Raw genomic sequence first — 20189 nt, forward strand, 5'->3', positions numbered from 1 at the left:
ACAATGGCGCAATATGAACTGATCGACCACGAATTCGACGTCGTGGTGGTTGGCGCCGGTGGCGCGGGGCTTCGCGCTACGCTGGGCATGGCCGAGCAGGGGTTCAACACCGCCTGCATAACCAAGGTGTTCCCGACCCGCTCCCATACGGTTGCGGCACAGGGCGGCATCGCGGCTTCGCTCCAGAACATGGGGCCGGATTCGTGGCAGTGGCACATGTACGACACCGTCAAGGGTTCGGACTGGCTGGGCGACAACGACGCTATGGAATATCTGGCGCGCGAAGCGCCGGCCGCGATTTATGAGCTCGAACATTATGGCGTGCCGTTTTCGCGCACCCCCGAGGGCAAGATCTACCAGCGCCCGTTTGGCGGGCACATGACGGAATTCGGCGAGGGCCCGCCGGTGCAGCGCACTTGCGCCGCGGCCGACCGCACCGGCCACGCCATGCTGCACACGCTTTACGGCCAGAGCCTACGCAACGACGCACAGTTCTTTATCGAATATTTCGCGCTCGACCTGATCATGGGCGAGAATGGCGAATGCCAGGGCGTGATCGCCTGGAAGCTGGATGACGGAACGCTGCACCGCTTCCGCGCCAAGCTCGTGGTGCTGGCGACCGGCGGCTATGGCCGCGCCTATTTCTCGGCAACTTCGGCCCATACCTGCACCGGCGACGGCAATGGCATGGTGGCGCGCGCGGGGCTGCCACTGCAGGACATGGAATTCGTGCAGTTCCACCCCACGGGCATTTATGGCGCGGGCGTGCTGATTACCGAAGGCGCACGCGGCGAGGGCGGGTATCTCACCAATTCGGAAGGCGAGCGCTTCATGGAGCGCTATGCTCCTAACGCCAAGGATCTGGCATCACGCGACGTCGTGAGCCGGTGTATGACACTGGAAATCCGTGAAGGGCGTGGCGTCGGTCCCAACAAGGACCATATCCACCTCCACCTCGATCACCTTGACCCAAAAGTGCTGCATGAGCGCCTGCCGGGGATTACCGAGAGCGCCAAAATCTTTGCCGGTGTCGACCTGACGCGCGAGCCGATCCCGGTGCTGCCCACGGTGCACTATAATATGGGCGGCATTCCCGCCAATTATCATGGCGAAGTGCTTTCCCCGACGCCGGACAATCCGGACCGCGTGGTCCCCGGCCTGATGGCTGTGGGCGAAGCGGCGTGTGCCTCGGTGCATGGCGCGAACCGGCTGGGTTCGAACTCGCTGACCGATCTTGTGGTGTTTGGCCGTGCGGCGGCCATCCGGGCCGGGCACGTTATCGACAAGGCAGCCCCGATCCCATCCATCAACAAGGCGCAGGACGACAAGATCCTGGCGCGCTTCGATCGCCTGCGCAATGCCTCGGGCTCGCAGCCCACGGCCAAGCTGCGTGACGAGATGCAGCGCACCATGCAGTCCGATGCGGCGGTGTTCCGCACCTCGGAGTCGCTACAGAACGGCGTTGCCGGCATGAGCGAGATCTATTCGCGGCTCGCCGATGTGCGCGTCAGCGATCGCTCGCTGATCTGGAACTCGGATCTGGTGGAAACGCTGGAGCTGGAAAACCTCATGGCCAACGCGATGGTGACGGTGGTTTCGGCCGAAGCACGGGAGGAATCGCGCGGCGCCCATGCCCACGAGGATTATCCGAGCCGCGACGACGAGACCTGGCGCAAGCATACGCTGAGCTGGATCGATACGGCGAGCGGTGCGGTGACGTTGGGCTATCGTCCGGTGCATGTGGACCCGCTGACGCCCGAAAGCGAAGGCGGCATCGATCTCAAAAAGATCGCACCCAAGGCGCGCGTTTACTGATGCGCGCGCTGCTGGTTGCATTGCCGCTGATGCTGGCTACGAGTTCGGCTTTCGCCGCGGCGCCGACGGCCGAGCAGAAGGCGGAGTTCGCCCGTGTCTGCATGGGCATCGCGCAGGACGAAACCTTGTGCACCTGCAAGGCGGATGCCGCGATGACGCTGATCGACGGGCCCTTCATGGACACGGTGATCGCGGCCATGAAGGGCACGCGCAATCCGGCCGAGGGCGAGTACCGGGCGTATAATGCCTACGTCGCCAAATCGAACCAGATCTGCAAGCCGAACTATTGATGGTGCGGGTCTACCCACACCAACGATGTCACCCCGGCGTAGGCCGGGGTCCATCCTGAAATCTCAAGATGGATTCCGGCCTGCGCCGGAATGACACCGCGCAAGAGAAGAATTCAGTGCCAGACGAACGGCATGGCAAAGGAATAGTCTTATGGTCGAACTGATGCTCCCCAAGGCCGATCGCCCCACCAAGGGCAAGACCTGGCCAAAGCCTGCCGGCGCGAACCGGCTGCGCGAGTATCACATCTATCGTTATAATCCCGATGAGAACGCCAATCCGCGTATCGACACCTATTGGGTGGATCTGGACCAGTGCGGGCCGATGATTCTGGATGGCCTGCTCTGGATCAAGAACAATGTCGATCCGACGCTGACCCTGCGCCGCTCATGCCGCGAGGGCATTTGCGGCTCGTGTTCGATGAACATCAACGGGCTCAACACCCTGGCCTGCACCAAGGGGATGGATGACTCGAGCGGTCCCATCAAGATCTATCCGCTGCCGCATATGCCAGTGGTCAAGGATCTGGTGCCGGATCTGACGACGTTTTATGCGCAGCACCGGGCAATCGAGCCGTGGCTCAAGACCACGTCGCCAACGCCGACCAAGGAATGGACGCAGACTGTTCCCCAGCGCGCCAAGCTCGATGGGCTGTATGAATGTATCCTGTGTGCGTGCTGCTCGACTTCGTGCCCGTCCTATTGGTGGAATGGGGAGCGGTATCTGGGGCCGGCTGCGCTGTTGCAGGCTTATCGCTGGCTGATCGATTCGCGCGACGAGACGACTAGCGAGCGGCTGGACAATCTTGAAGATCCGTTCAAGCTTTATCGCTGCCATACGATCATGAACTGCGCCAAGGTCTGCCCCAAGGGGCTGAACCCGGCCAAGGCGATTGCCGAGATCAAGAAGATGATGGTGGAACGTAAGGCGGCGTAGGGGGCACGGTCGTACCTCTCCTATGAGGGAGAGGTGACCGGCCCTCAGAGTCACGTTTGACCCGAGTATATCCCATCCACTGTTGCTTCCTCCGGACTTGATCCGGGGTCTCTCGTCGCCGGTGCCGCGTTGAGGGTGGCCCTCGGGTCGAGCCCGAGGGAAGCGGCGGTGGGTGTTGATCGATAGTGGGTGTTCGGAATTCCTTAGCTTTCGGCGTTTTCGATCAACATGATCGTTCCCGCTTCATAGGCCGCCTTGCAGTCGGCGCTGTCGCGTTTGAGGTCGCTATCGAGGAGGACTGAGGCGGCGCCGGGGCCTTCGAAGCGGGGGTCGTCGCAGGATTGATCGTCGGCGTAGTCGGAGGTGTTGTCGCCGAAATCGATGGCTGAGCTGTCATAGGGCGCGCCGGCGGCGTATTCGGGGGAATAGACCTTGCGGATCGTGGCGGTGCCGGCTTCGACGGCGGCGCGGCAATCGGTGGCGTCGCCGTTGAGATCGTCGATCAGCAGCTTCTTGTCGACGCCCGTGCCTTCGAAGCGCAGGTCATCGCATTCGTTGTCATTGGCCCATTTGCTCCAATCGGCGCCGTAGTCGAAGGCGACGAGAGTGACGGCTTGCGGCTGGTAGTCGGAGTTGAGTGTGACGGTGCCGGCTTCGAAGGCCGCCTTGCAATCGGTCGCGTCCTTGAGAAGGTCGGCATCGACCAGTTCTTCGGCCGAGCCGGTGCCGCGGAAGCGGGGGTCGTCGCATTCGTCGTCGTTGGCCCAGTCGCCCGAATCGTCGCCGAAGTCGATGTCTGTGGTGGACGGGGTGTCGCCGGTGTCCTTGAGGGTGACGGTGCCGGCTTCGAATGCCGTGCGGCAGTCGGTGGCATCCTTGCGGATATCGGCCTCGAGCAGTTCTGCGGCCGAACCGGTGCCGGTAAAGCGGGGGTCATCGCATTCGCCGTCATTGGTCCAATCGCCCGAATCATCGCCGAAGTCGATGCCGGCGGTGGAGGATGGCGGCGGGGTCTGTTCGGTCGTCGTGAGCGGCGGGTTCTTGCCGCTGGCGGAGATCTTGTCGGCGTAGGCGGGCAAGGCGCCCAGCACCAGCGCGATCGCGGCGCCGCTCATAAGCCTCGTCAGTGCATTCATCGTTTTGTCCCCTTACCCATGCCTTGGCTGTGTGGCGGTAGATTAAAGCGCCTTTGCGGCAGCTGACAGACATCATCCTCCGGAAGCGCGAATCTGTCGCTCCGCCCGCGTGAACAACACCGAGCCGCCAATCACCAGGGCCGTGCCCAAAACATGGAAGATGGTGAAGGGCTCGTTAAGCACGACCACGGCAAAGGCGATGGTGAGGAGCGGGCCGAAGGCGGCGGTGGAGGAATTGGCGCGCGGGCCAATGCGGGTGATCGCGGCGTTCATCATGAAGGAGGGCAGGACGGTGGCGAAGATGCCGAGGCACAGGCCATAGAGCCAGACTTCGCTGGGTAGGCTGAGCAAGGCGCCGGGGCCGCTTAGCACTAGGCTTTGGCTGATCGCCACGATTGCGGCGGTGGACATGGCGATGCATGTGAAAAGAGCCGTGCCGAGCTGGCGCATCTGGCCCTTGGCGAGGAGTTGATAGAAGGCGAAGGTGATGGCCGCCGTCAGCACCAAGCAGGTGCCGATGAGAAGGCCATCGGGTTCGGCGAGGAAGCTCCAGCCAAAGATCAGCACGATGCCGGCGTAAGCGAGCAGCATGCCGGGCAGGATGCGCCAGGAGAACGGCACGCCGAAAAACAGGGCGCCGAACAGCACCACGAAGAAGGGGTAGGTGAACAGCACCAGCCGGCCATACTGGGCGGAGATGAAGTTGAGCGCGGCGAAATCGAGATAGCTCGAGATGTAATAGCCCAGGAGACCCACCGCCATTGCCGGCAGCAGCAGCGCGGGCTTGAGCAGGGTGCGTGAGGACGGGTTGCGGGTGAGGAGCGCGACGAGAATCACGAGGTAAACCGGCAACGCCACGAGCATGCGGAGCGCCAGCAGGGTTTCGGTGGAAGCGCCTTGGGCATAGGCCAGCTTGATGAAGATCGCCTTGGACGAAAACAGCACCGCGCCGCCGATGGCAAAGGCGTAGCCGACGGGATCGCCGCTGGTCCGGGAGGTGGTGGATAAGCTCATGGGGTGCAGTGGTGAGCGCCGGAAGGGAAACGGGCAAGCCCAAAGGCGCGAGATTCGTTCGGTGGTGGCTCAGGTGCCACGACCTCGTGGTTCGACGGGCTCACCATGAGGCCTACTGCGGGTGTGGTTGGCGTCGGTCCGCCTCAGCCGCGGGGGTGGGCCTTGCGGTAGCTGTCGAGGAGGCGGCCGGTGTCGACGGCGGTGTAGATCTGGGTGGTGGAGAGGCTGGCGTGGCCGAGCAGTTCCTGAATGGCGCGCAGGTCGCCGCCGGCGCTGAGCAGGTGGGTGGCGAAGGAATGGCGTAGCGCGTGGGGGGTGGCGGAGGGGGGCAGGCCCAGCGCGCCGCGCAATTGGGCTACGCGCAGCTGGATCAGGCGCGGGGAGAGAACGCCGCCCTGTACGCCACGGAACAGTGGTTCTTCCGATGCCAGCTCGAAGGGGCAGAGCTCAAGATAGAGATCGATGGATTTGCGCACGGCTGGGATGAGCGGCACCATCCGCACCTTGCCGCCCTTGCCGGTGACGCGGATCACGGCGCTTTCGAGATCGGCCTGGGTCAATGCCAGGGCTTCGGAAATGCGCAGGCCCGCGCCGTAGCAGAGCGAGAGCACGGCCATGTCGCGGGCAGCGACCCAGGGGCGTTCTTCCATTTCTGCCGTGGTCGAAATCGCGCCGCGCGCTTCTGGAACGGTCAGCGCCTTAGGCAGGGATTTGGGCAGCTTGGGCGTGCGGATGACGTTGAGGGCTTCGGTCGCGACGACGCCTTCGCGCTCCATGAAGCGGAAGAAGCTCTTGAGGGCCGATAGGACCCGGGCCAGCGAGCGCGAGCCCAGCGATTCGTTGCGCCGCTGGGCCATAAAAGCGCGAATGTCGCCGCCACGGAGTTCCCTAAGCGTGCCGAGGGTGACCGGTCCGCCGGTGTGGCCAGCCAGGAACTGCAGGAACTGATCGAGATCGCGGCTATAGGCTTCGAGCGTTTTGTCGGCCAGGCGCCGCACGGAAAGCAGTTCGCGCTGCCAGGCGCCGATCTGGTTGCGGATGAACTCGTCGGTGGCAAAGGCGGAATCGACCATGCGGCAAGGCTAGTGCGGCTGCGTTAGGAAAAGGTATCTTGCTTTAGCGAAATCGGGAGGTCCAGTCGGGCCGCTCGCTGGGTAGGATATTGAGATCTTCGTAAAGCGAGCGGGGCAGCGGCTGGAAGCGGCGCTGGTGAGCGAGAGCGGAGAGCAGCACCGCGTAAAGGCTGGCCCGTTCGGCAATTTCTACGATGTCGTTCCGAGAGGTTGCACTATCGGCGATTGCGGCCATTTCGTCCTCCTATGCTTGAGAACAAAGCATGGACGAAATCTGCTGACAGAGGCTGTCAGCATAAAACCGCTTTGGCAAAATCACTTGCGCTTCCTATCTGTTGGATGCGAACAGAACGGGCACAAATGGAGATACGTCCAGATATCGTTGCGGTGATGGTGGGGGTGGCCGTGGAGGGCCCCTATAGCTACCGCGTGCCCGCAGGAATGGCGGTCACGCGGGGCTCGATCGTTGCGGTGCCGCTGGGGCCCCGGCTGATCCAGGGCGTGGTCTGGGGGCCGCCCAAGGACATGGTGGCGCATAACCGGCTGCGCGATATTTCCTATGCCTATGAAGTGCCGCCGCTCAGCGAAGAATTACTGAAGCTGGTGGAATGGGTGGCGCGCTATACGCTTTCGGCGCCGGGGCAGGTGCTACGCGCCGTGTTGCGCTCGACCGAGGCGCTGGACACACCCAAGCCCATCGTGGCCTTTCGCCGGACGGGGCACGAGCCGGAAAAGCTGACACCGGCGCGGCTCAGGGTACTGGATGCGCTGATGGACGACAGGCCATGGCCCAAGGCCGAACTGGTCGGGGTGACCGGGGTTTCGGCATCGGTGATCGAAGGGCTGGAGCGGGCTGGGGCGCTGGAACGGATTGAGATCGCCGCGCCGCCAATCGCTCTGCCGCCTGATCCGGACAGTGCCATTGCTACCCTTTCGCCAGCGCAAAGCGAGGCGCTTGGGCGCATCCTGGCGCTTGATCCGCATCGGTTTGGCGTGGCCTTGCTCGATGGTGTGACGGGCGGTGGCAAGACCGAAGTGTTTTTCGAGGCCGTGGCCGACACGCTGCGAGCGGGGCGGCAGGCCCTAATCCTTTTGCCCGAGATTGCCCTCACCAACACGTTCATTTCCCGCTTCACCAAGCGCTTTGGCACGAGGCCCGCCGAATGGCATTCGGACATGACGCCGGCGCAGCGGGCCAAGGTGTGGCGCGGGGTGCTGGACGGCACGGTGCGGGCCGTGGTGGGCGCGCGTTCGGCGCTGTTCCTGCCGTTTCGCGAACTGGGCATGCTGGTGCTCGATGAAGAGCATGACGGCGCCTACAAGCAGGCCGATGGCATAACCTATCATGCCCGCGACATGGCCGTGGTGCGGGCCCATCTGGCCAATGCGCGGGTGATTCTGTCTTCGGCAACGCCGTCGGTGGAGACACGCAACAATGCCAATGTGGGGCGCTACAGCCATGTGCTGTTGACCTCGCGCTTTGCCGAGGCGGCGATGCCTGACATCACGGCCATCGACATGCGCATGGACGGGCCGGAAAAGGGCGAATGGATTGCTCCGCAACTGGCGCGCGAGGTGTTCGGCGCGCTGGACCGGGGCGAACAGGCGCTGCTGTTTCTCAACCGACGGGGTTATGCGCCGCTGACGCTGTGCCGCTCCTGCGGGCATCAGTATCAATGCCCGGATTGTTCGGCCTGGATGGTGGAGCATCGCTTCCGGGGCGTGCTGATGTGCCACCATTGCGGGCATGAGGTGCGCACGCCCAATGTTTGCGCTAAGTGCGGCGATGCGGAAAACCTGACGGCAGTGGGCCCGGGAATCGAGCGGGTGGCCGAGGAGGCGGCGATCCGCTTTCCCGACGCGCGGCGGGTTATTCTGTCCTCCGACTTGGGCAGCAACAAGCAGTTGCGCGAGCGTTTTGCGGAGATCGAGCGGGGCGAGTTCGATCTGATCATCGGCACGCAACTGGTCAGCAAGGGGCACCATTTCGAAAAGCTCACGGTGGTGGGGGTGCTCGATGCCGATCTGGGGCTTGCTCATGGCGATCCGCGCGCGGCGGAAAAGACGTTCCAGATTCTGACCCAGGTGGCGGGCCGGGCCGGGCGGGCGTCCCGCTCGGGCAAGGCGTTCCTGCAGACCTATCATCCCGATCATCCGGTGATGAAGGCTATGGTCAGCGGGGATCGCGAGGCGTTTTACGCCCATGAACTGACCGCGCGGGAGGCGGGCGGGTTGCCCCCGTTTGGCCGGCTGGCGGCGCTGATCGTTTCAGCCAATGAGCATGAAGTGGCGATGGCCTATGCCAAGAAACTCCTGTCTGCCGCGCCCATGGCCGATGGCGTGCGCCTGTTCGGACCGGCCGACGCGCCCGTAGCCATGGTGCGCGGCCGGTATCGTGTTCGGCTGTTAGCGCAATCGGGCAAGGATTTCGACCTGTCGGGTTATGTCCGTTTCTGGCTGGGTTCGGCGGAGAAGACGACGGGCAATCTGCGCGTGCAGGTCGATATCGATCCGATGAGCTTCATGTGAAGGGTTTTTGTATATACAAAAATTGACTCGAAGGGAGGGCGGGACTATGTTGAGGGGGCAGAATGGAATTCGAGTGGGACGAGGCGAAGAACGCCAGCAATCTGGCAAAGCATGGCGTTAGCTTTGAGTTGGCGCATGAGTTTGATTGGTATGGTGCGATCGTCGTGCGCGATGACCGTATGGATTATGGCGAGGAGCGCTATTTGGCGCGCGGTCATGCAGCCGACGGCGCAGGATACTCGATCGTTTTCACCCGTCGGGGGGCTGCGATCCGGGTGATCAGCATCCGGCCGTTCAACAGAAAGGAGTATTCCCGCTATGGCAAACGAGAATGATGATGAACGAATCTATGGCGTTCCCGATGAAGAAAATCCCGAGCTGACCGAGGAAGCCGTCCGCCGCTCCATTCCCGGCCATCAGTTCTTTGCCGAGCGCGGAATGCCGGTTCCGGGTCGCCCAAAATCCGAGACTCCCAAGGTGTCGGTGAGCATCCGGCTCGACCCTGAAGTCGTTGCCGGTTTCAAGGCGCAGGGGCCTGGCTGGCAGACGCGGATGAATGCCGTGCTGGCCGAAAGCCTCAGGCGCGAAAAGAAGAGCGCCTGAGCCGGCGTCACCCTGCGACACTTTCGCAAGCCTTGAATATCACGGGCGAGCCTTGCAAGCCGCGCAAGCCTTGTGCTAGAGCGGGCCCGACTTTGAAGGGGTCGTGGAACGCTCCCTTTTTCAACACAAGAACAAGCGTCGGCAACCGGCCGTTTTTCGCCAGCGAAAGACAGCGGTACAGCAGGCAGGCAAATAAGAGGGTGTAGCGGCATTGGCAGCGCAGAATTCAGTGCTTACCCAGATCGCCCGGCCATATGCGTCGGCACTGTTCGATCTCGCCCAGAGCGAGAACCAGTTGGCATCGGTTGAAACATCGCTCTCCGATGTTTCCCGCCTGATCGGGGAAAGCGCAGATTTCGCGCGCTTCCTGCGATCCCCCGTCATCACCGCAGACGACAAGGCGCAGGCGCTCGATTCCGTGCTTGCCAAGTCCAGCACCAATCCGCTGGTTGCCAATTTCCTGCGTCTCGTGGCCAAGAACGGCCGCCTTTTTGCACTCGATGCCATCATCGCCGGCTTCCGCGAACTCGCCGCCAAGGCGCGCGGGGAAATCACGGCCGACGTGACCTCTGCCGCGCCACTGACCGGCGAGCAGGTCACTTCCCTCAGCGAAACGCTCAAGGCCAAGATCGGCAAGACCGTGACGCTCAATCAATTTGTCGACCCATCGTTGATCGGGGGCCTTCAGGTGAAGGTCGGATCGCAGATGATCGATAGCTCACTCAAGACAAAACTCGCTGCGATGAAGATCGCCATGAAAGAGGTCGGATAATGGACATCAAAGCCGCGGAAATTTCTGCGATCCTCAAGGACCAGATCAAGAATTTCGGCCAGGAAGCCCAGGTTTCCGAAGTTGGCCAGGTGCTTTCCGTCGGTGACGGTATTGCCCGCGTTTATGGCCTCGACAACGTGCAGGCCGGTGAGCTCGTCGAGTTCCCGGGCGGCATCAAGGGCATGGCGCTCAACCTCGAAACCGACAATGTCGGCGTCGTGATCTTCGGCAACGACCGCTCCATCAAGGAAGGCGATGTCGTCAAACGCACCGGCTCCATCGTGGACACCCCCGTCGGCAAGGGCCTGCTCGGCCGCGTGGTTGATGGCCTGGGTAACCCAATCGATGGCAAGGGTCCGATCGAGCACACCGAACGCCGCCGCGTCGACGTCAAGGCACCGGGCATCCTGCCGCGCAAGTCCGTGCACGAGCCCATGTCGACCGGCCTCAAGGCCATCGACGCGCTGATCCCGATCGGCCGCGGCCAGCGCGAGCTGATCATTGGCGACCGCCAGACCGGCAAGTCCGCCATCATTCTCGACACCTTCCTGAACCAGAAGCCCGCCCATGATGCCGGCGCGTCGGACACCGACCGCCTCTACTGCATCTATGTCGCCATCGGCCAGAAGCGTTCGACCGTGGCGCAGTTCGTGCGCCAACTCGAAGAATCGGGCGCGCTGCCCTACTCCATCATTATCGCTGCAACGGCCTCCGATCCGGCTCCGCTCCAGTACATCGCGCCCTTCACCGGTTGCGCGATCGGCGAGTGGTTCCGCGACAATGGCCAGCATGCCGTTATCGCCTATGACGATCTGACCAAGCAGGCCGTCGCCTACCGCCAGATGTCGCTGCTGCTGCGTCGTCCCCCAGGCCGTGAAGCCTATCCCGGCGACGTGTTCTATCTCCATAGCCGCCTGCTGGAACGCGCTGCAAAGCTGAACGAAGATCACGGTCTTGGCTCACTCACCGCACTGCCCGTTATCGAGACCCAGGCCAACGACGTGTCGGCCTATATTCCGACCAACGTGATTTCGATCACCGACGGCCAGATCTTCCTCGAGACGAATTTGTTCTTCCAGGGTATCCGCCCGGCCGTGAACGTCGGCCTATCGGTTTCCCGCGTGGGTGGTTCGGCCCAGATCAAGGCGATGAAGCAGGTTGCCGGCTCGCTCAAGGGTGAGTTGTCGCAGTACCGCGAAATGGCCGCCTTCGCGCAGTTCGGTTCGGACCTCGACGCCTCGACCCAGCGCCTGCTCAACCGTGGTGCGCGCCTGACCGAGCTGCTGAAGCAGCCCCAGTTCTCTCCGCTCAAGACGGAAGAGCAGGTTGCGGTGATCTTTGCCGGCGCCAATGGGTATCTGGACTCGCTGCCGGTCAACAAGGTTGCGGACTTCGAGCGGACGGTGCTGTCGGCCATGCGTGGCAAGTACAGCGGTATTCTCTCCACCATCGCCACCGAAAAGCAGCTCAGCGACGATACGCGCGCCAAGCTCAAGTCGGCCCTGGACGACGTCAAGAAGACCTACGCGGCCTAAGGCCGAGGAGACTTTGGGCCCATGCCTTCGCTAAAGGACCTCAAGAACCGGATCGACTCGGTCAAATCGACCCAGAAGATCACCAAGGCCATGCAGATGGTCGCGGCGGCAAAGCTGCGCCGCGCCCAGGAAGCGGCAGAGGCGGCTCGCCCCTACGCCGAACGCATGGGCAAGGTTCTGGCCGCGCTCGGCGCGGTCTATGACGGGCAGGAAAATGCGCCCGTGCTGCTTGGCGGTACGGGAAACGATCAGGTGCATCTGCTGGTGGTCGCCACCGGTGAGCGTGGCCTAGCCGGCGGTTTCAACTCGTCGATTGCCCGCCTCGCGCGTGAACATGCCGCCAAGCTCATCAGCCAGGGCAAGACGATCAAGATCCTGACCGTGGGCCGCAAGGGCCACGATATCCTGCGCCGGCAATATCCGAACAACATCGTCGACACCTTCAATTTCCGCGAGATCAAGCAGGTCGGGTTCACCCAGGCCCAGCAGGTCGCGGACAAGGTGCTGGAGATGTTCAACGCCGGCGAGTTCGACGTGGCGACGCTGTATTTCGCCAAGTTCGGCTCGGTGATCAGCCAGGTGCCGACGGCCCAGCAGCTGATTCCGGCCAAGCTGGAAAAGCCGGAAGGCGAGGGCGCTGTCGAAGCATCGGCCGTGCCGTACGAATACGAGCCGAGCGAAGAAGCGATCGTCGAAGATCTGCTGCCGCGCAATATCTCGGTGCAGATTCTCAAGGCCCTGCTCGAAAACTCCGCCTCGTTCTACGGCGCGCAGATGTCCGCCATGGACAATGCGACCCGCAACGCTGGTGAAATGATCGGCAAGCTGCAGCTGAGCTACAACCGCCAGCGCCAGGCCCAGATCACCAAAGAACTCATCGAAATCATTTCGGGCGCGGAAGCGCTCTAAGCACACAGCGAGGACCACCAAATGGCAGACATAAAGGCCGGTCGCGTATCCCAGGTCATCGGCGCCGTCGTCGACGTCACGTTTGACGGTCACCTGCCCGCGATTCTGAACGCGCTCGAAACCACCAACAACGGCCAGCGTCTGGTTCTTGAAGTGGCGCAGCACCTGGGCGAGAACGCCGTGCGCACCATTGCCATGGACACGACCGAAGGTCTGGTTCGCGGGGCCGAAGTGGTCGATCTGGGAACCGCCATCACCGTTCCGGTTGGCGAGGCAACTCTTGGCCGCATCATGAACGTGATCGGCGAGCCGATCGACGAAGCCGGCCCGATCGTTGGCGAAGCAAAGCGCGAAATCCACCAGGAAGCGCCCGCCTTCGCCGAACAGAACCCAGAATCCCAGGTTCTGGTCACCGGCATCAAGGTCGTGGACCTGATCGCCCCTTATGCACGCGGCGGCAAGATCGGCCTGATGGGCGGCGCCGGCGTTGGCAAGACCGTCCTGATCCAGGAACTGATCAACAACGTCGCCAAGGCGCATGGTGGTTATTCGGTGTTCGCGGGCGTTGGTGAACGTACCCGCGAAGGCAACGACCTCTATCACGAAATGATCGAATCGGGCGTGAACAAGGACCCGGCAGAGAACGGTGGCTCGGCCGCCGGTTCGAAGTGCGCGCTGGTGTTCGGCCAGATGAACGAGCCCCCTGGCGCACGTGCTCGTGTTGCTCTCACCGGTCTGACTGTGGCCGAGAACTTCCGCGACCAGGGTCAGGACGTGCTGTTCTTCGTGGACAACATCTTCCGTTTCACCCAGGCCGGTGCCGAAATGTCGGCTCTGCTGGGCCGCATCCCCTCCGCCGTGGGTTACCAGCCGACGCTGGCGACCGACATGGGCGCGATGCAGGAACGCATCACCACCACCAACAAGGGCTCGATCACCTCGGTGCAGGCCGTGTACGTGCCCGCCGACGACTTGACCGACCCGGCGCCCGCGACCTCGTTCGCCCACTTCGACGCCGTGACCGTGCTGAACCGCGCCATCTCGGAAAAGGGCATCTATCCGGCCGTGGACCCGCTGGCATCTAACTCGCGTATTCTCGATGCCAATGTTGTTGGCCAGGAGCATTACGAAGTTGCCCGTCGCGTTCAGGAAGTGCTGCAGAAGTACAAGGCGCTGCAGGACATCATCGCCATCCTGGGCATGGACGAGCTTTCCGAAGAGGACAAGCTGGTCGTGGCCCGCGCCCGCAAGGTCGAGCGCTTCATGAGCCAGCCGTTCGATGTGGCGGAAGTGTTCACCGGCTCGCCCGGCGTGTTCGTTCAGCTCGAAGACACCATCAAGGGCTTTAAGGGCTTGGTGAACGGCGAGTACGATCACTTGCCCGAAGCGGCCTTCTACATGGTCGGCACCATCGAGGATGCCGTCAAGAAGGCGCAAAAGCTGGCTGCACAGGCCGCCTAATATCGGTTCGGGCGTCCGCGCCCTGACCCTTTCGTCGTGATGGAGCTCGGGTCAAAACCGGGCTCCACTGCCAAAGGACCAAAAGAATGGCTGAAGGCCTCAAGATCGAGATCGTGTCGCCCGAGCGGCTGGTGCTGTCGGAAGTCGTCCAATCGGTCACCGTTCCGGGCACCGAAGGCTATTTCACCGTGATGGACGACCATGCGCCGTTCATGACGACGCTGCGCCCCGGCTTCATCACTGTTAACGGGCTTGGCGGGCGCGACGAGATCTTCTTCGTCAAGGGCGGTTTCGCCGATGTTTCGCCAGAAGGCCTGACCATCCTGGCTGAGCAGTCGGTGCCGTTCTCCGAGTTCGATCACGCAGACCTGGCCGTCCAGATCAAGGCCGCGGAAGCAGAACTCGCCACCGCGCCGACGCCGGAAGAGCGCTCCTATGCCCAAGAGATCGTCAGCGGCTTGCTGAACCTTGCCATAGAAGCAGGCCAGATCAATGGTGGGCATATCCACTAAGGTCGTTCGGTGACCAAGATAACAAAGCCCGCGGATGACGCGGGCTTTTTCGTTTTAGGAATTGGCATCGCACCATGTCTGCTCGATCTCGGGGCCGCATCTGGCGAAGCTTCGGCAAGTACAGAGCGTCCGCGTCAAGCCCGAGGGCGACGGCCCCTTAGACCTCGTTCCTTCGGAGGGTTCACGATGCGGTCTACTGGGCAAAGGTTATGCACGATACGACTAGACCAGCGCGGCGTTGACCAGGGCTTTGGCGTGGAGGTCGGTGGTGTCGTAGACGGGGAGGGGGCTGACGCTGTCGTCGATCAGCATGGTGATTTCGGTGCAGCCCAGGATCACCGCTTCGGCGCCGCGGGCGGCCAGCCGTTCGATGGCCGTGACATAGATGCGCCGGGATTCTTCCCGTACGATGCCGCGGCATAGTTCTTCGTAGATGATGCCGTTGAGATTGGTGCGGTCGACTTCGGGGATGATCGATGCCAATCCGCGCTGCGCCAGGCGATCGTGATAGAACGGCATTTCCATGGTGAAGCGGGTGCCCAGGAGGCCCACGGTTTCGAATCCATCTGCCAGCAAGGCATCACTGGTCGGATCAGCGATGTGAACGAAGGGTATTTCGATGGCGGCGGTGATCTGGTCGGCAACGATGTGCATGGTATTGGTGGCAAGCCCGATGACTTCGGCACCGGCGTCCTGTAGCGCACGGGCAATGGTGGCCAATTGGTTGCCCGCAGCCTCCCACTCACCCTTTGCCTGTAATTCGGCCACGGGCGCGAAATCGACCGAATGCACGATCAACGGCGCGGAGTGAAGGCCGCCCAGTCGTGCGGCGGTTTCCTGATTGATGACGCGGTAATAGTGAGCGGTGGATTCCCAGCTCATGCCGCCGATCAGGCCGATGGTCTTCATGGAGTGGCGAACCGCTGTGGAATGTCGGCGAAAGCTTCGACGATTTTGTCGTAGGCGTCCTTCTTGAAGGGCACGATCAGGCTGGGCGTGCGGCTGAGTTTTTCCCAGCGCCACTCGTCGAACTCGGCGGTGAACTTGCCGCCGCCGGGGCTGTGCACGTCGATTTCACTGTCGTCGCCCGTGAAGGCAAAAGCGAACCAGCGCTGGCGCTGGCCGCGGTATTTGCCGTGCAGGGCGATGCCGAGGGCTTCGTCGGGCAGCTCGTAGTGGATCCATTCGGGCGCTTCGGCCAAAAGGCTGACGCTCGACATGTTGGTTTCCTCGTGCAACTCGCGCAGCGCAGCCCGCAGAGGGTCCTCGCCCCTATCGATGCCGCCCTGGGGCATCTGCCAGGGTGCCTCGATGACGGCTTTGCCCTCGATATAGTCGTTGGGCTTGCGCCGGCCGATGAAGACATTGCCTTCGTTATTGAACACGGCGACGCCCACACAATCACGATAGGGCAGGGATTCCCGGGCGGGACGATCAGCAGACATGGGGCAAACTCTACTTCATCAGGGCGCTGGCCGGCACCAGGGCGATGCCCTTGCTTTCCAGCTCGCCGGCCCATTCGGCGACTGCGGTTATCGATATGGGCAAGGCGCTTACCATACCAATTGCCTGCCCGTTCTCCACTGCGGCCTGCTCAAGGCTGGCAAGCGCTGCGAGTATGGATTGGCGCGAAGGATTGGCGTCGATCACCAGATCGGCCCTGGCAAAAGGCACCTTGTTGCCCTGGGCAAGCTGAGGGGCGAGCGAACGGTTGGAGGAGCCATCATCGAGATAGCCGAGACCCCGCGCGCCAAGCTCTTCCATGATCGGCGAAAAATCGGCCGCGGATGCGGTGAAGCGGGCGCCCATATTGTTGACGAGGCCCGCATAGCCGCCAAAGCGGGCCATGAGCCAGAACAGCTTGTCGAGGTTGGAGCGGGTCGGCTCACCTGTCAGCAGCGTCTGGGGGCCGGGGTCGTTCTGGGGGTAATCGAATGGCTCGAGCGGCACTTCGAGCAGGACCTCGTGCCCAGCCGAGCGCGCGGCAGCCACCGTGGTGGTGAGGGTCTTGCCATAGGGCGCAAAGGCCAGGGTCACTTCGGGCGGCAGTTGATCGATGGTGCTGAGCGAGCCCTGCTCGTTGATGCCAAGGCCACTGACCACGATGGCCACCATGGGCTTACCACTGGCGAGAGCGGCTTCAGCGGGCCGAGCATAGGCGGCGAAGGGGGTAAGGCCTGCGGCGGAGATGCGCGGGATGGCGCCGTCGGCGGTTTCTTCGCTGAGATCAGGCAGGGCACCGAACATGTCTGGGGCGCCGGTAGTGCTCGATGGCGCGGGTGGGGTGACATTGGTGCCTGCCGGGTATTGCTGGGGATCGGCAGTGATGGTCACCGGGCCGGTGCTGACGGCATTGGCGAGCTCATTGCCGTTGCGGGTGCTGGTAATCGCCACTTCTTCGCTCGGGCGACCGCCATGGGGATCATCGACCAGCAGCAGGCGCGCGGCCACGGCGGCGCTGATTAGTACCAGAACGGCCAGCAATATCCGGCCGACCGGCCATTGGCGCCTGGTTCCGGGTTTGCGCTTGCGCCCGGTCAGGGGCGTGGAGAGATCATTGGCCAATAAGGGACGTCCCGAAAGCAAAAGGGCGGGGCAGCGAATCAGCTACCCCGCCCAAACCAGTCATAGCACGGCGCTCGTGCCTACTCGGCCTTGGGCGGGAAGGCCGGATCGGTCTCCTCGCCATTGATCAGGCGGACGGCATATTGCAGCTGCGCGTCGTCGGCCGCTTCCGGTGGCACATAGACCGAGGAGCCGACGGTGGTTTCTTCCTGGCCTTCGATGGTGATGTGGCCGGCGAGCCCCGCTTCACCGATGATCTCGTCGCGGCCCTGGAATTCCTCGGGGACGACCTGCTTGACCTCGATATCGGGCGTGATGCCCAGCGCTTGGATGGAGCGGTTGTCTGGCGTGTAGTAACGTGCCGTCGTCAGCCGCATGGCCCCATCGGGGCCAAGCGAGATGATCGACTGGACGCTGCCCTTGCCGAAGGAGCGGGTACCGACAACGGTTGCACGCTTGTGGTCCTGCAACGCTCCGGCCACGATTTCGGAGGCCGAAGCGGAGCCGCCATTGATCAGCACGACCAGGGGCACGTCCGTGAGTTGTGCATCCAGCGGATCGGGCTGGGCGTCGTAGCGGGCGGATTCCTGCGCGATGCGGCCGCGCGTCAGCACGATGGCACCCTGCTTGAGGAAGGCATCGGCGACATAGACCGACTGGTCGACAAGCCCGCCCGGATTGTTGCGCAGATCGAGGATAATGCCCTTGGGCGGGGCCTTATCGCGCTCGGCATAGATGTCTTTGATCGCCTTTTCGATACCGACAAAGGCCTGTTCGGAGAAGCGGGCGAGGCGCACCACGGCAACATCGCCTTCCATGCTCCAGCGCACGGCGCGCATGGAGATGGTGGCGCGTTCCAACTCGAATGTCAGCGGCTCGGGCACGCCTTCGCGGGCGACGGTGATCTCGACCTTGGTGCCCAGCGGGCCACGCATCTTGCCGACGGCGTCATCCAGCGTCAGGCCCTGCACCTGCGTGCCATCGATTTCGACGATGAGGTCATTGGCGAGGATGCCGGCACGGGCGGCCGGGGTGTCGTCGATCGGGGAAACGACCTTGACGATGCCTTCTTCCATGGTGACTTCGATGCCTAAGCCCCCGAATTCGCCCGAGGTATCCTCGCGCATGTCGTCGTAGTCGGCGGGGGGGAGATAGCCCGAATGAGGATCGAGAGAGGTCAGCATGCCCTGGATGGCGGCGCGGATCAGCTCCTGCTCATCGGGCGGATCGACATATTCGGCCCGGATGCGATCGAAGATTTCGCCAAAGAGGTTGAGATCGGAATAGATCTCGAGCGGATCGCGCGGGGCGGCAGCGTTTTCTTCCGGCGTGGGCTCGGGTTCTTCTCCGCCCGGCGCTGGTTCTTCGACCGGAGCCTGATCGGGTGCCTGATCCGGCGCGGGAGCGGGCGTTTCCTCGGCGGGAGGTGGCTCGGTTGTGGGAGCGGGGGCCGGTTCCTGGGCAATCAACAAGCCAGCGGGCAGCGAAAGCGCCAAAGCAATGGCGAGCGTGCGAAGGGGCGTAAGGCGCATGAGGGTTCTATCCACTCTGGGTCGGGGTCGCCCACCAATTGGTGGGATCGACCGGCTCGTTGTTTTGTCGGAGTTCAATATAGAGGGTCGGCTGGGCGGCGCCAGCATTGGTGGTTACGGAGCGCCCAATTGTGCGTGATCCCATGGTGCCGAGCGGCATGCCCATTTGTACAAACTGGCCGATGTCGACCGTCACGGTTTCGAGACCTGCCAGAAGGGCGGTGTAGTTCTGTCCGGTATTGAGGATGACGATTTGGCCGTAATTGAGGTAAGGCCCTTTATAGAGCACCCAGCCATCGGCGGGCGCCACCACCTGCGCCTCAGCACGCGTCACCAGGGACAGACCCTGGTTGACGCCTCCAAAGCCGTCATTGGCCCCATAATCAAGCACGGTAACGCCATTGGCGGGCATGGTCAGATAGCCCCTGGCGGCGGCAAAGGGGATCGCCGGTTCGGTGCGCGCGGTATTGGCCAGCGCCACCTGGATTTCCTGGGGCGTCAATACGGGCGCATCGGGATCGAGCGGTGCATTGGCGGCGGCCGAGGCATTGGCCACCGACGTCAGCTGGGCTGAGAGACTGTCGATCAATTCCTTGAGCGAAGTGGCGCGGGTGGCCAAGGCCACAGCCTGTTCTTCCTCGGCGGTCAACTGGGCGTTGCGCATGCCTAGGCCCTGCTTGCGCGCGGCAATCAGGGTCGCGATGCGCAATTGCTCTTCCTCGAGCACGGCGTAATTGGCCTTGAGCGTTTGCTCTTCGGCCAGGGCCCTCGCCTTGATATCGTTCAGTTCGCGCAGATCAGCGGTGACCGCATCGGCCTTGGCGCGCAGCTGCGGCACGATGGCGGCGATCAGGATGGCGCTGCGGGCCGAGCCTAATGCGTCGTCGGGGTCAACGATCAGAACTGGCGGCGGATTGAGGCTGATGCGCTCCAATGCCGCCAGCACATTGGCGATTTCCGCGTTGGAGCCATCGAGGCGTCCGCGCACTTCAAGCTCGGAGACAATCAGTGTGTTGAGCCGCTCTTCGACATCGGCAACCTCGATTTCTGCCAGCTTGACGCGCTGGGCTGCGGCGATCAGGGCGGCGTTCTGGCTGGCGACATCGCCTTCCAGCGCCGCGATTTCGGCTTTCAGTTCATCGATGCGCTGCTGGCTGAGCGTCATCGAGGATTCAATGGCCTCGAGGTCGGCCGTGGTCGGAATGGCGGGTTGATTGGCGGCCGGTGCCTCTGGTGCAGGCGGGGTTGCGTCCGGCTCGGCAGGGGGTGCTTCGCCGGGGCTTCCCGGCACGGAAGCGGGCTGCGCGAGGACGGGCCCTGGCGTGACCGGAGCGGGTTCGGCTTGCGGTCGGGCAGGCTCGGTTTGCGCCACCAAAGGCAGGGAGGAAACGCCCGCCAGCAACATGCCAGCCAGCAAAAGCCCTAACCCTCTGACACGCCCAAGCGCCATGAAACCTCCAGCACGGGCGCCGCACGCCCGAATCAGTGCGCGCACCATAGCAAGCCCGC

20 protein-coding genes are annotated in these 20189 nt (G+C 63.0%); 11 read left to right on the forward strand and 9 right to left on the reverse strand.

The window, feature by feature from the left end:
* Positions 1 to 3 precede the first annotated feature (3 nt).
* From sdhA to C8264_RS18945, 3 genes are all read left to right on the forward strand, one after another.
* The gene (gene sdhA, locus C8264_RS18935) at positions 4 to 1815 is read left to right on the forward strand and encodes a succinate dehydrogenase flavoprotein subunit (protein ID WP_108462555.1); all 1812 of its coding nucleotides are present in this window, start codon (positions 4 to 6) and stop codon (positions 1813 to 1815) included.
* Positions 1815 to 2105 carry a hypothetical protein gene (locus tag C8264_RS18940; protein WP_108462556.1) on the forward strand — a complete coding sequence of 97 codons (291 nt, stop codon included), beginning with the start codon at positions 1815 to 1817 and terminating at the stop codon, positions 2103 to 2105. Before sdhA ends, C8264_RS18940 begins: the two co-directional genes overlap by 1 nt.
* A gap of 151 nt (positions 2106 to 2256) precedes the next feature.
* Positions 2257 to 3039, forward strand: coding sequence for a succinate dehydrogenase iron-sulfur subunit (locus C8264_RS18945; RefSeq protein WP_108462557.1), 783 nt, complete (start codon positions 2257 to 2259; stop codon positions 3037 to 3039).
* Between the two features lie 203 nt (positions 3040 to 3242).
* Here C8264_RS18945 and C8264_RS18950 read toward each other — a convergent pair whose 3' ends face one another.
* From C8264_RS18950 to C8264_RS18965, 4 genes are all read right to left on the reverse strand, one after another.
* Positions 3243 to 4175 (reverse strand): hypothetical protein, encoded by a 933-nt coding sequence (locus tag C8264_RS18950; RefSeq protein WP_108462558.1) that lies wholly within the window; start codon positions 4173 to 4175, stop codon positions 3243 to 3245.
* A gap of 72 nt (positions 4176 to 4247) precedes the next feature.
* Positions 4248 to 5189 (reverse strand): DMT family transporter, encoded by a 942-nt coding sequence (locus C8264_RS18955; protein WP_108462559.1) that lies wholly within the window; start codon positions 5187 to 5189, stop codon positions 4248 to 4250.
* 143 nt (positions 5190 to 5332) lie between these two features.
* Complete coding sequence (locus C8264_RS18960) at positions 5333 to 6262, reverse strand: tyrosine recombinase XerC (RefSeq protein ID WP_108462560.1); 930 nt, start codon at positions 6260 to 6262, stop codon at positions 5333 to 5335.
* A gap of 43 nt (positions 6263 to 6305) precedes the next feature.
* On the reverse strand, positions 6306 to 6497 hold the full coding sequence (locus C8264_RS18965) for a hypothetical protein (RefSeq protein ID WP_108462561.1): 192 nt from the start codon (positions 6495 to 6497) through the stop codon (positions 6306 to 6308).
* A gap of 125 nt (positions 6498 to 6622) precedes the next feature.
* Here C8264_RS18965 and C8264_RS18970 point away from each other — a divergent pair, with 125 nt between their 5' ends.
* From C8264_RS18970 to C8264_RS19005, 8 genes are all read left to right on the forward strand, one after another.
* Complete coding sequence (locus C8264_RS18970) at positions 6623 to 8791, forward strand: primosomal protein N' (protein ID WP_108462562.1); 2169 nt, start codon at positions 6623 to 6625, stop codon at positions 8789 to 8791.
* A gap of 62 nt (positions 8792 to 8853) precedes the next feature.
* Positions 8854 to 9126 carry a BrnT family toxin gene (locus C8264_RS18975; protein ID WP_108462563.1) on the forward strand — a complete coding sequence of 91 codons (273 nt, stop codon included), beginning with the start codon at positions 8854 to 8856 and terminating at the stop codon, positions 9124 to 9126.
* Positions 9110 to 9394 carry a BrnA antitoxin family protein gene (locus tag C8264_RS18980; RefSeq protein WP_108462564.1) on the forward strand — a complete coding sequence of 95 codons (285 nt, stop codon included), beginning with the start codon at positions 9110 to 9112 and terminating at the stop codon, positions 9392 to 9394. The genes C8264_RS18975 and C8264_RS18980 overlap by 17 nt, the downstream gene beginning before the upstream one ends.
* Positions 9395 to 9605: 211 nt before the next feature.
* The gene (locus tag C8264_RS18985) at positions 9606 to 10166 is read left to right on the forward strand and encodes a F0F1 ATP synthase subunit delta (protein ID WP_108462565.1); all 561 of its coding nucleotides are present in this window, start codon (positions 9606 to 9608) and stop codon (positions 10164 to 10166) included.
* Positions 10166 to 11701, forward strand: coding sequence for a F0F1 ATP synthase subunit alpha (atpA, locus tag C8264_RS18990; protein ID WP_108462566.1), 1536 nt, complete (start codon positions 10166 to 10168; stop codon positions 11699 to 11701). Before C8264_RS18985 ends, atpA begins: the two co-directional genes overlap by 1 nt.
* 21 nt (positions 11702 to 11722) lie before the next feature.
* Complete coding sequence (locus tag C8264_RS18995) at positions 11723 to 12610, forward strand: F0F1 ATP synthase subunit gamma (protein ID WP_108462567.1); 888 nt, start codon at positions 11723 to 11725, stop codon at positions 12608 to 12610.
* Between the two features lie 21 nt (positions 12611 to 12631).
* Positions 12632 to 14071, forward strand: coding sequence for a F0F1 ATP synthase subunit beta (atpD, locus tag C8264_RS19000; RefSeq protein ID WP_108462568.1), 1440 nt, complete (start codon positions 12632 to 12634; stop codon positions 14069 to 14071).
* An 86-nt stretch (positions 14072 to 14157) separates the two neighbouring features.
* Positions 14158 to 14583 (forward strand): F0F1 ATP synthase subunit epsilon, encoded by a 426-nt coding sequence (locus C8264_RS19005; RefSeq protein ID WP_108462569.1) that lies wholly within the window; start codon positions 14158 to 14160, stop codon positions 14581 to 14583.
* Positions 14584 to 14805: 222 nt separating this feature from the next.
* Here the strand turns inward: C8264_RS19005 and C8264_RS19010 are convergent, their stop codons facing one another.
* From C8264_RS19010 to C8264_RS19030, 5 genes are all read right to left on the reverse strand, one after another.
* The gene (locus C8264_RS19010; protein ID WP_108462570.1) at positions 14806 to 15492 is read right to left on the reverse strand and encodes an aspartate/glutamate racemase family protein; all 687 of its coding nucleotides are present in this window, start codon (positions 15490 to 15492) and stop codon (positions 14806 to 14808) included.
* Positions 15489 to 16028: an RNA pyrophosphohydrolase gene (locus C8264_RS19015; protein WP_108462571.1), complete on the reverse strand. Its 540-nt coding sequence runs from the start codon at positions 16026 to 16028 to the stop codon at positions 15489 to 15491. Before C8264_RS19015 ends, C8264_RS19010 begins: the two co-directional genes overlap by 4 nt.
* 10 nt (positions 16029 to 16038) lie before the next feature.
* Complete coding sequence (locus C8264_RS19020) at positions 16039 to 17148, reverse strand: divergent polysaccharide deacetylase family protein (RefSeq protein WP_108462572.1); 1110 nt, start codon at positions 17146 to 17148, stop codon at positions 16039 to 16041.
* 80 nt (positions 17149 to 17228) lie between these two features.
* Positions 17229 to 18680, reverse strand: coding sequence for a S41 family peptidase (locus C8264_RS19025; RefSeq protein ID WP_108462573.1), 1452 nt, complete (start codon positions 18678 to 18680; stop codon positions 17229 to 17231).
* Between the two features lie 7 nt (positions 18681 to 18687).
* A complete protein-coding gene (locus C8264_RS19030) occupies positions 18688 to 20130 on the reverse strand; it encodes a murein hydrolase activator EnvC family protein (protein ID WP_162783770.1) in 1443 nt (480 codons plus the stop codon).
* Positions 20131 to 20189: the final 59 nt, after the last annotated feature.

This window comes from Devosia naphthalenivorans (assembly GCF_003056355.1).
GTDB classification, from domain to species: domain Bacteria; phylum Pseudomonadota; class Alphaproteobacteria; order Rhizobiales; family Devosiaceae; genus Devosia; species Devosia naphthalenivorans.

Excerpts from the sequence above, each read along its gene's own strand:
- sdhA (WP_108462555.1), top strand. The coding sequence starts at position 4 with ATGGCGCAATATGAACTGATCGACCACGAATTCGACGTCGTGGTGGTT.
- C8264_RS18940 (WP_108462556.1), top strand. The coding sequence starts at position 1,815 with ATGCGCGCGCTGCTGGTTGCATTGCCGCTGATGCTGGCTACGAGTTCG.
- C8264_RS18945 (WP_108462557.1), top strand. The coding sequence starts at position 2,257 with ATGGTCGAACTGATGCTCCCCAAGGCCGATCGCCCCACCAAGGGCAAG.
- C8264_RS18950 (WP_108462558.1), bottom strand. The coding sequence starts at position 4,175 with ATGAATGCACTGACGAGGCTTATGAGCGGCGCCGCGATCGCGCTGGTG.
- C8264_RS18955 (WP_108462559.1), bottom strand. The coding sequence starts at position 5,189 with ATGAGCTTATCCACCACCTCCCGGACCAGCGGCGATCCCGTCGGCTAC.
- C8264_RS18960 (WP_108462560.1), bottom strand. The coding sequence starts at position 6,262 with ATGGTCGATTCCGCCTTTGCCACCGACGAGTTCATCCGCAACCAGATC.
- C8264_RS18965 (WP_108462561.1), bottom strand. The coding sequence starts at position 6,497 with ATGGCCGCAATCGCCGATAGTGCAACCTCTCGGAACGACATCGTAGAA.
- C8264_RS18970 (WP_108462562.1), top strand. The coding sequence starts at position 6,623 with ATGGAGATACGTCCAGATATCGTTGCGGTGATGGTGGGGGTGGCCGTG.
- C8264_RS18975 (WP_108462563.1), top strand. The coding sequence starts at position 8,854 with ATGGAATTCGAGTGGGACGAGGCGAAGAACGCCAGCAATCTGGCAAAG.
- C8264_RS18980 (WP_108462564.1), top strand. The coding sequence starts at position 9,110 with ATGGCAAACGAGAATGATGATGAACGAATCTATGGCGTTCCCGATGAA.
- atpA (WP_108462566.1), top strand. The coding sequence starts at position 10,166 with ATGGACATCAAAGCCGCGGAAATTTCTGCGATCCTCAAGGACCAGATC.
- C8264_RS18995 (WP_108462567.1), top strand. The coding sequence starts at position 11,723 with ATGCCTTCGCTAAAGGACCTCAAGAACCGGATCGACTCGGTCAAATCG.
- atpD (WP_108462568.1), top strand. The coding sequence starts at position 12,632 with ATGGCAGACATAAAGGCCGGTCGCGTATCCCAGGTCATCGGCGCCGTC.
- C8264_RS19005 (WP_108462569.1), top strand. The coding sequence starts at position 14,158 with ATGGCTGAAGGCCTCAAGATCGAGATCGTGTCGCCCGAGCGGCTGGTG.
- C8264_RS19010 (WP_108462570.1), bottom strand. The coding sequence starts at position 15,492 with ATGAAGACCATCGGCCTGATCGGCGGCATGAGCTGGGAATCCACCGCT.
- C8264_RS19015 (WP_108462571.1), bottom strand. The coding sequence starts at position 16,028 with ATGTCTGCTGATCGTCCCGCCCGGGAATCCCTGCCCTATCGTGATTGT.
- C8264_RS19025 (WP_108462573.1), bottom strand. The coding sequence starts at position 18,680 with ATGCGCCTTACGCCCCTTCGCACGCTCGCCATTGCTTTGGCGCTTTCG.
- C8264_RS19030 (WP_162783770.1), bottom strand. The coding sequence starts at position 20,130 with ATGGCGCTTGGGCGTGTCAGAGGGTTAGGGCTTTTGCTGGCTGGCATG.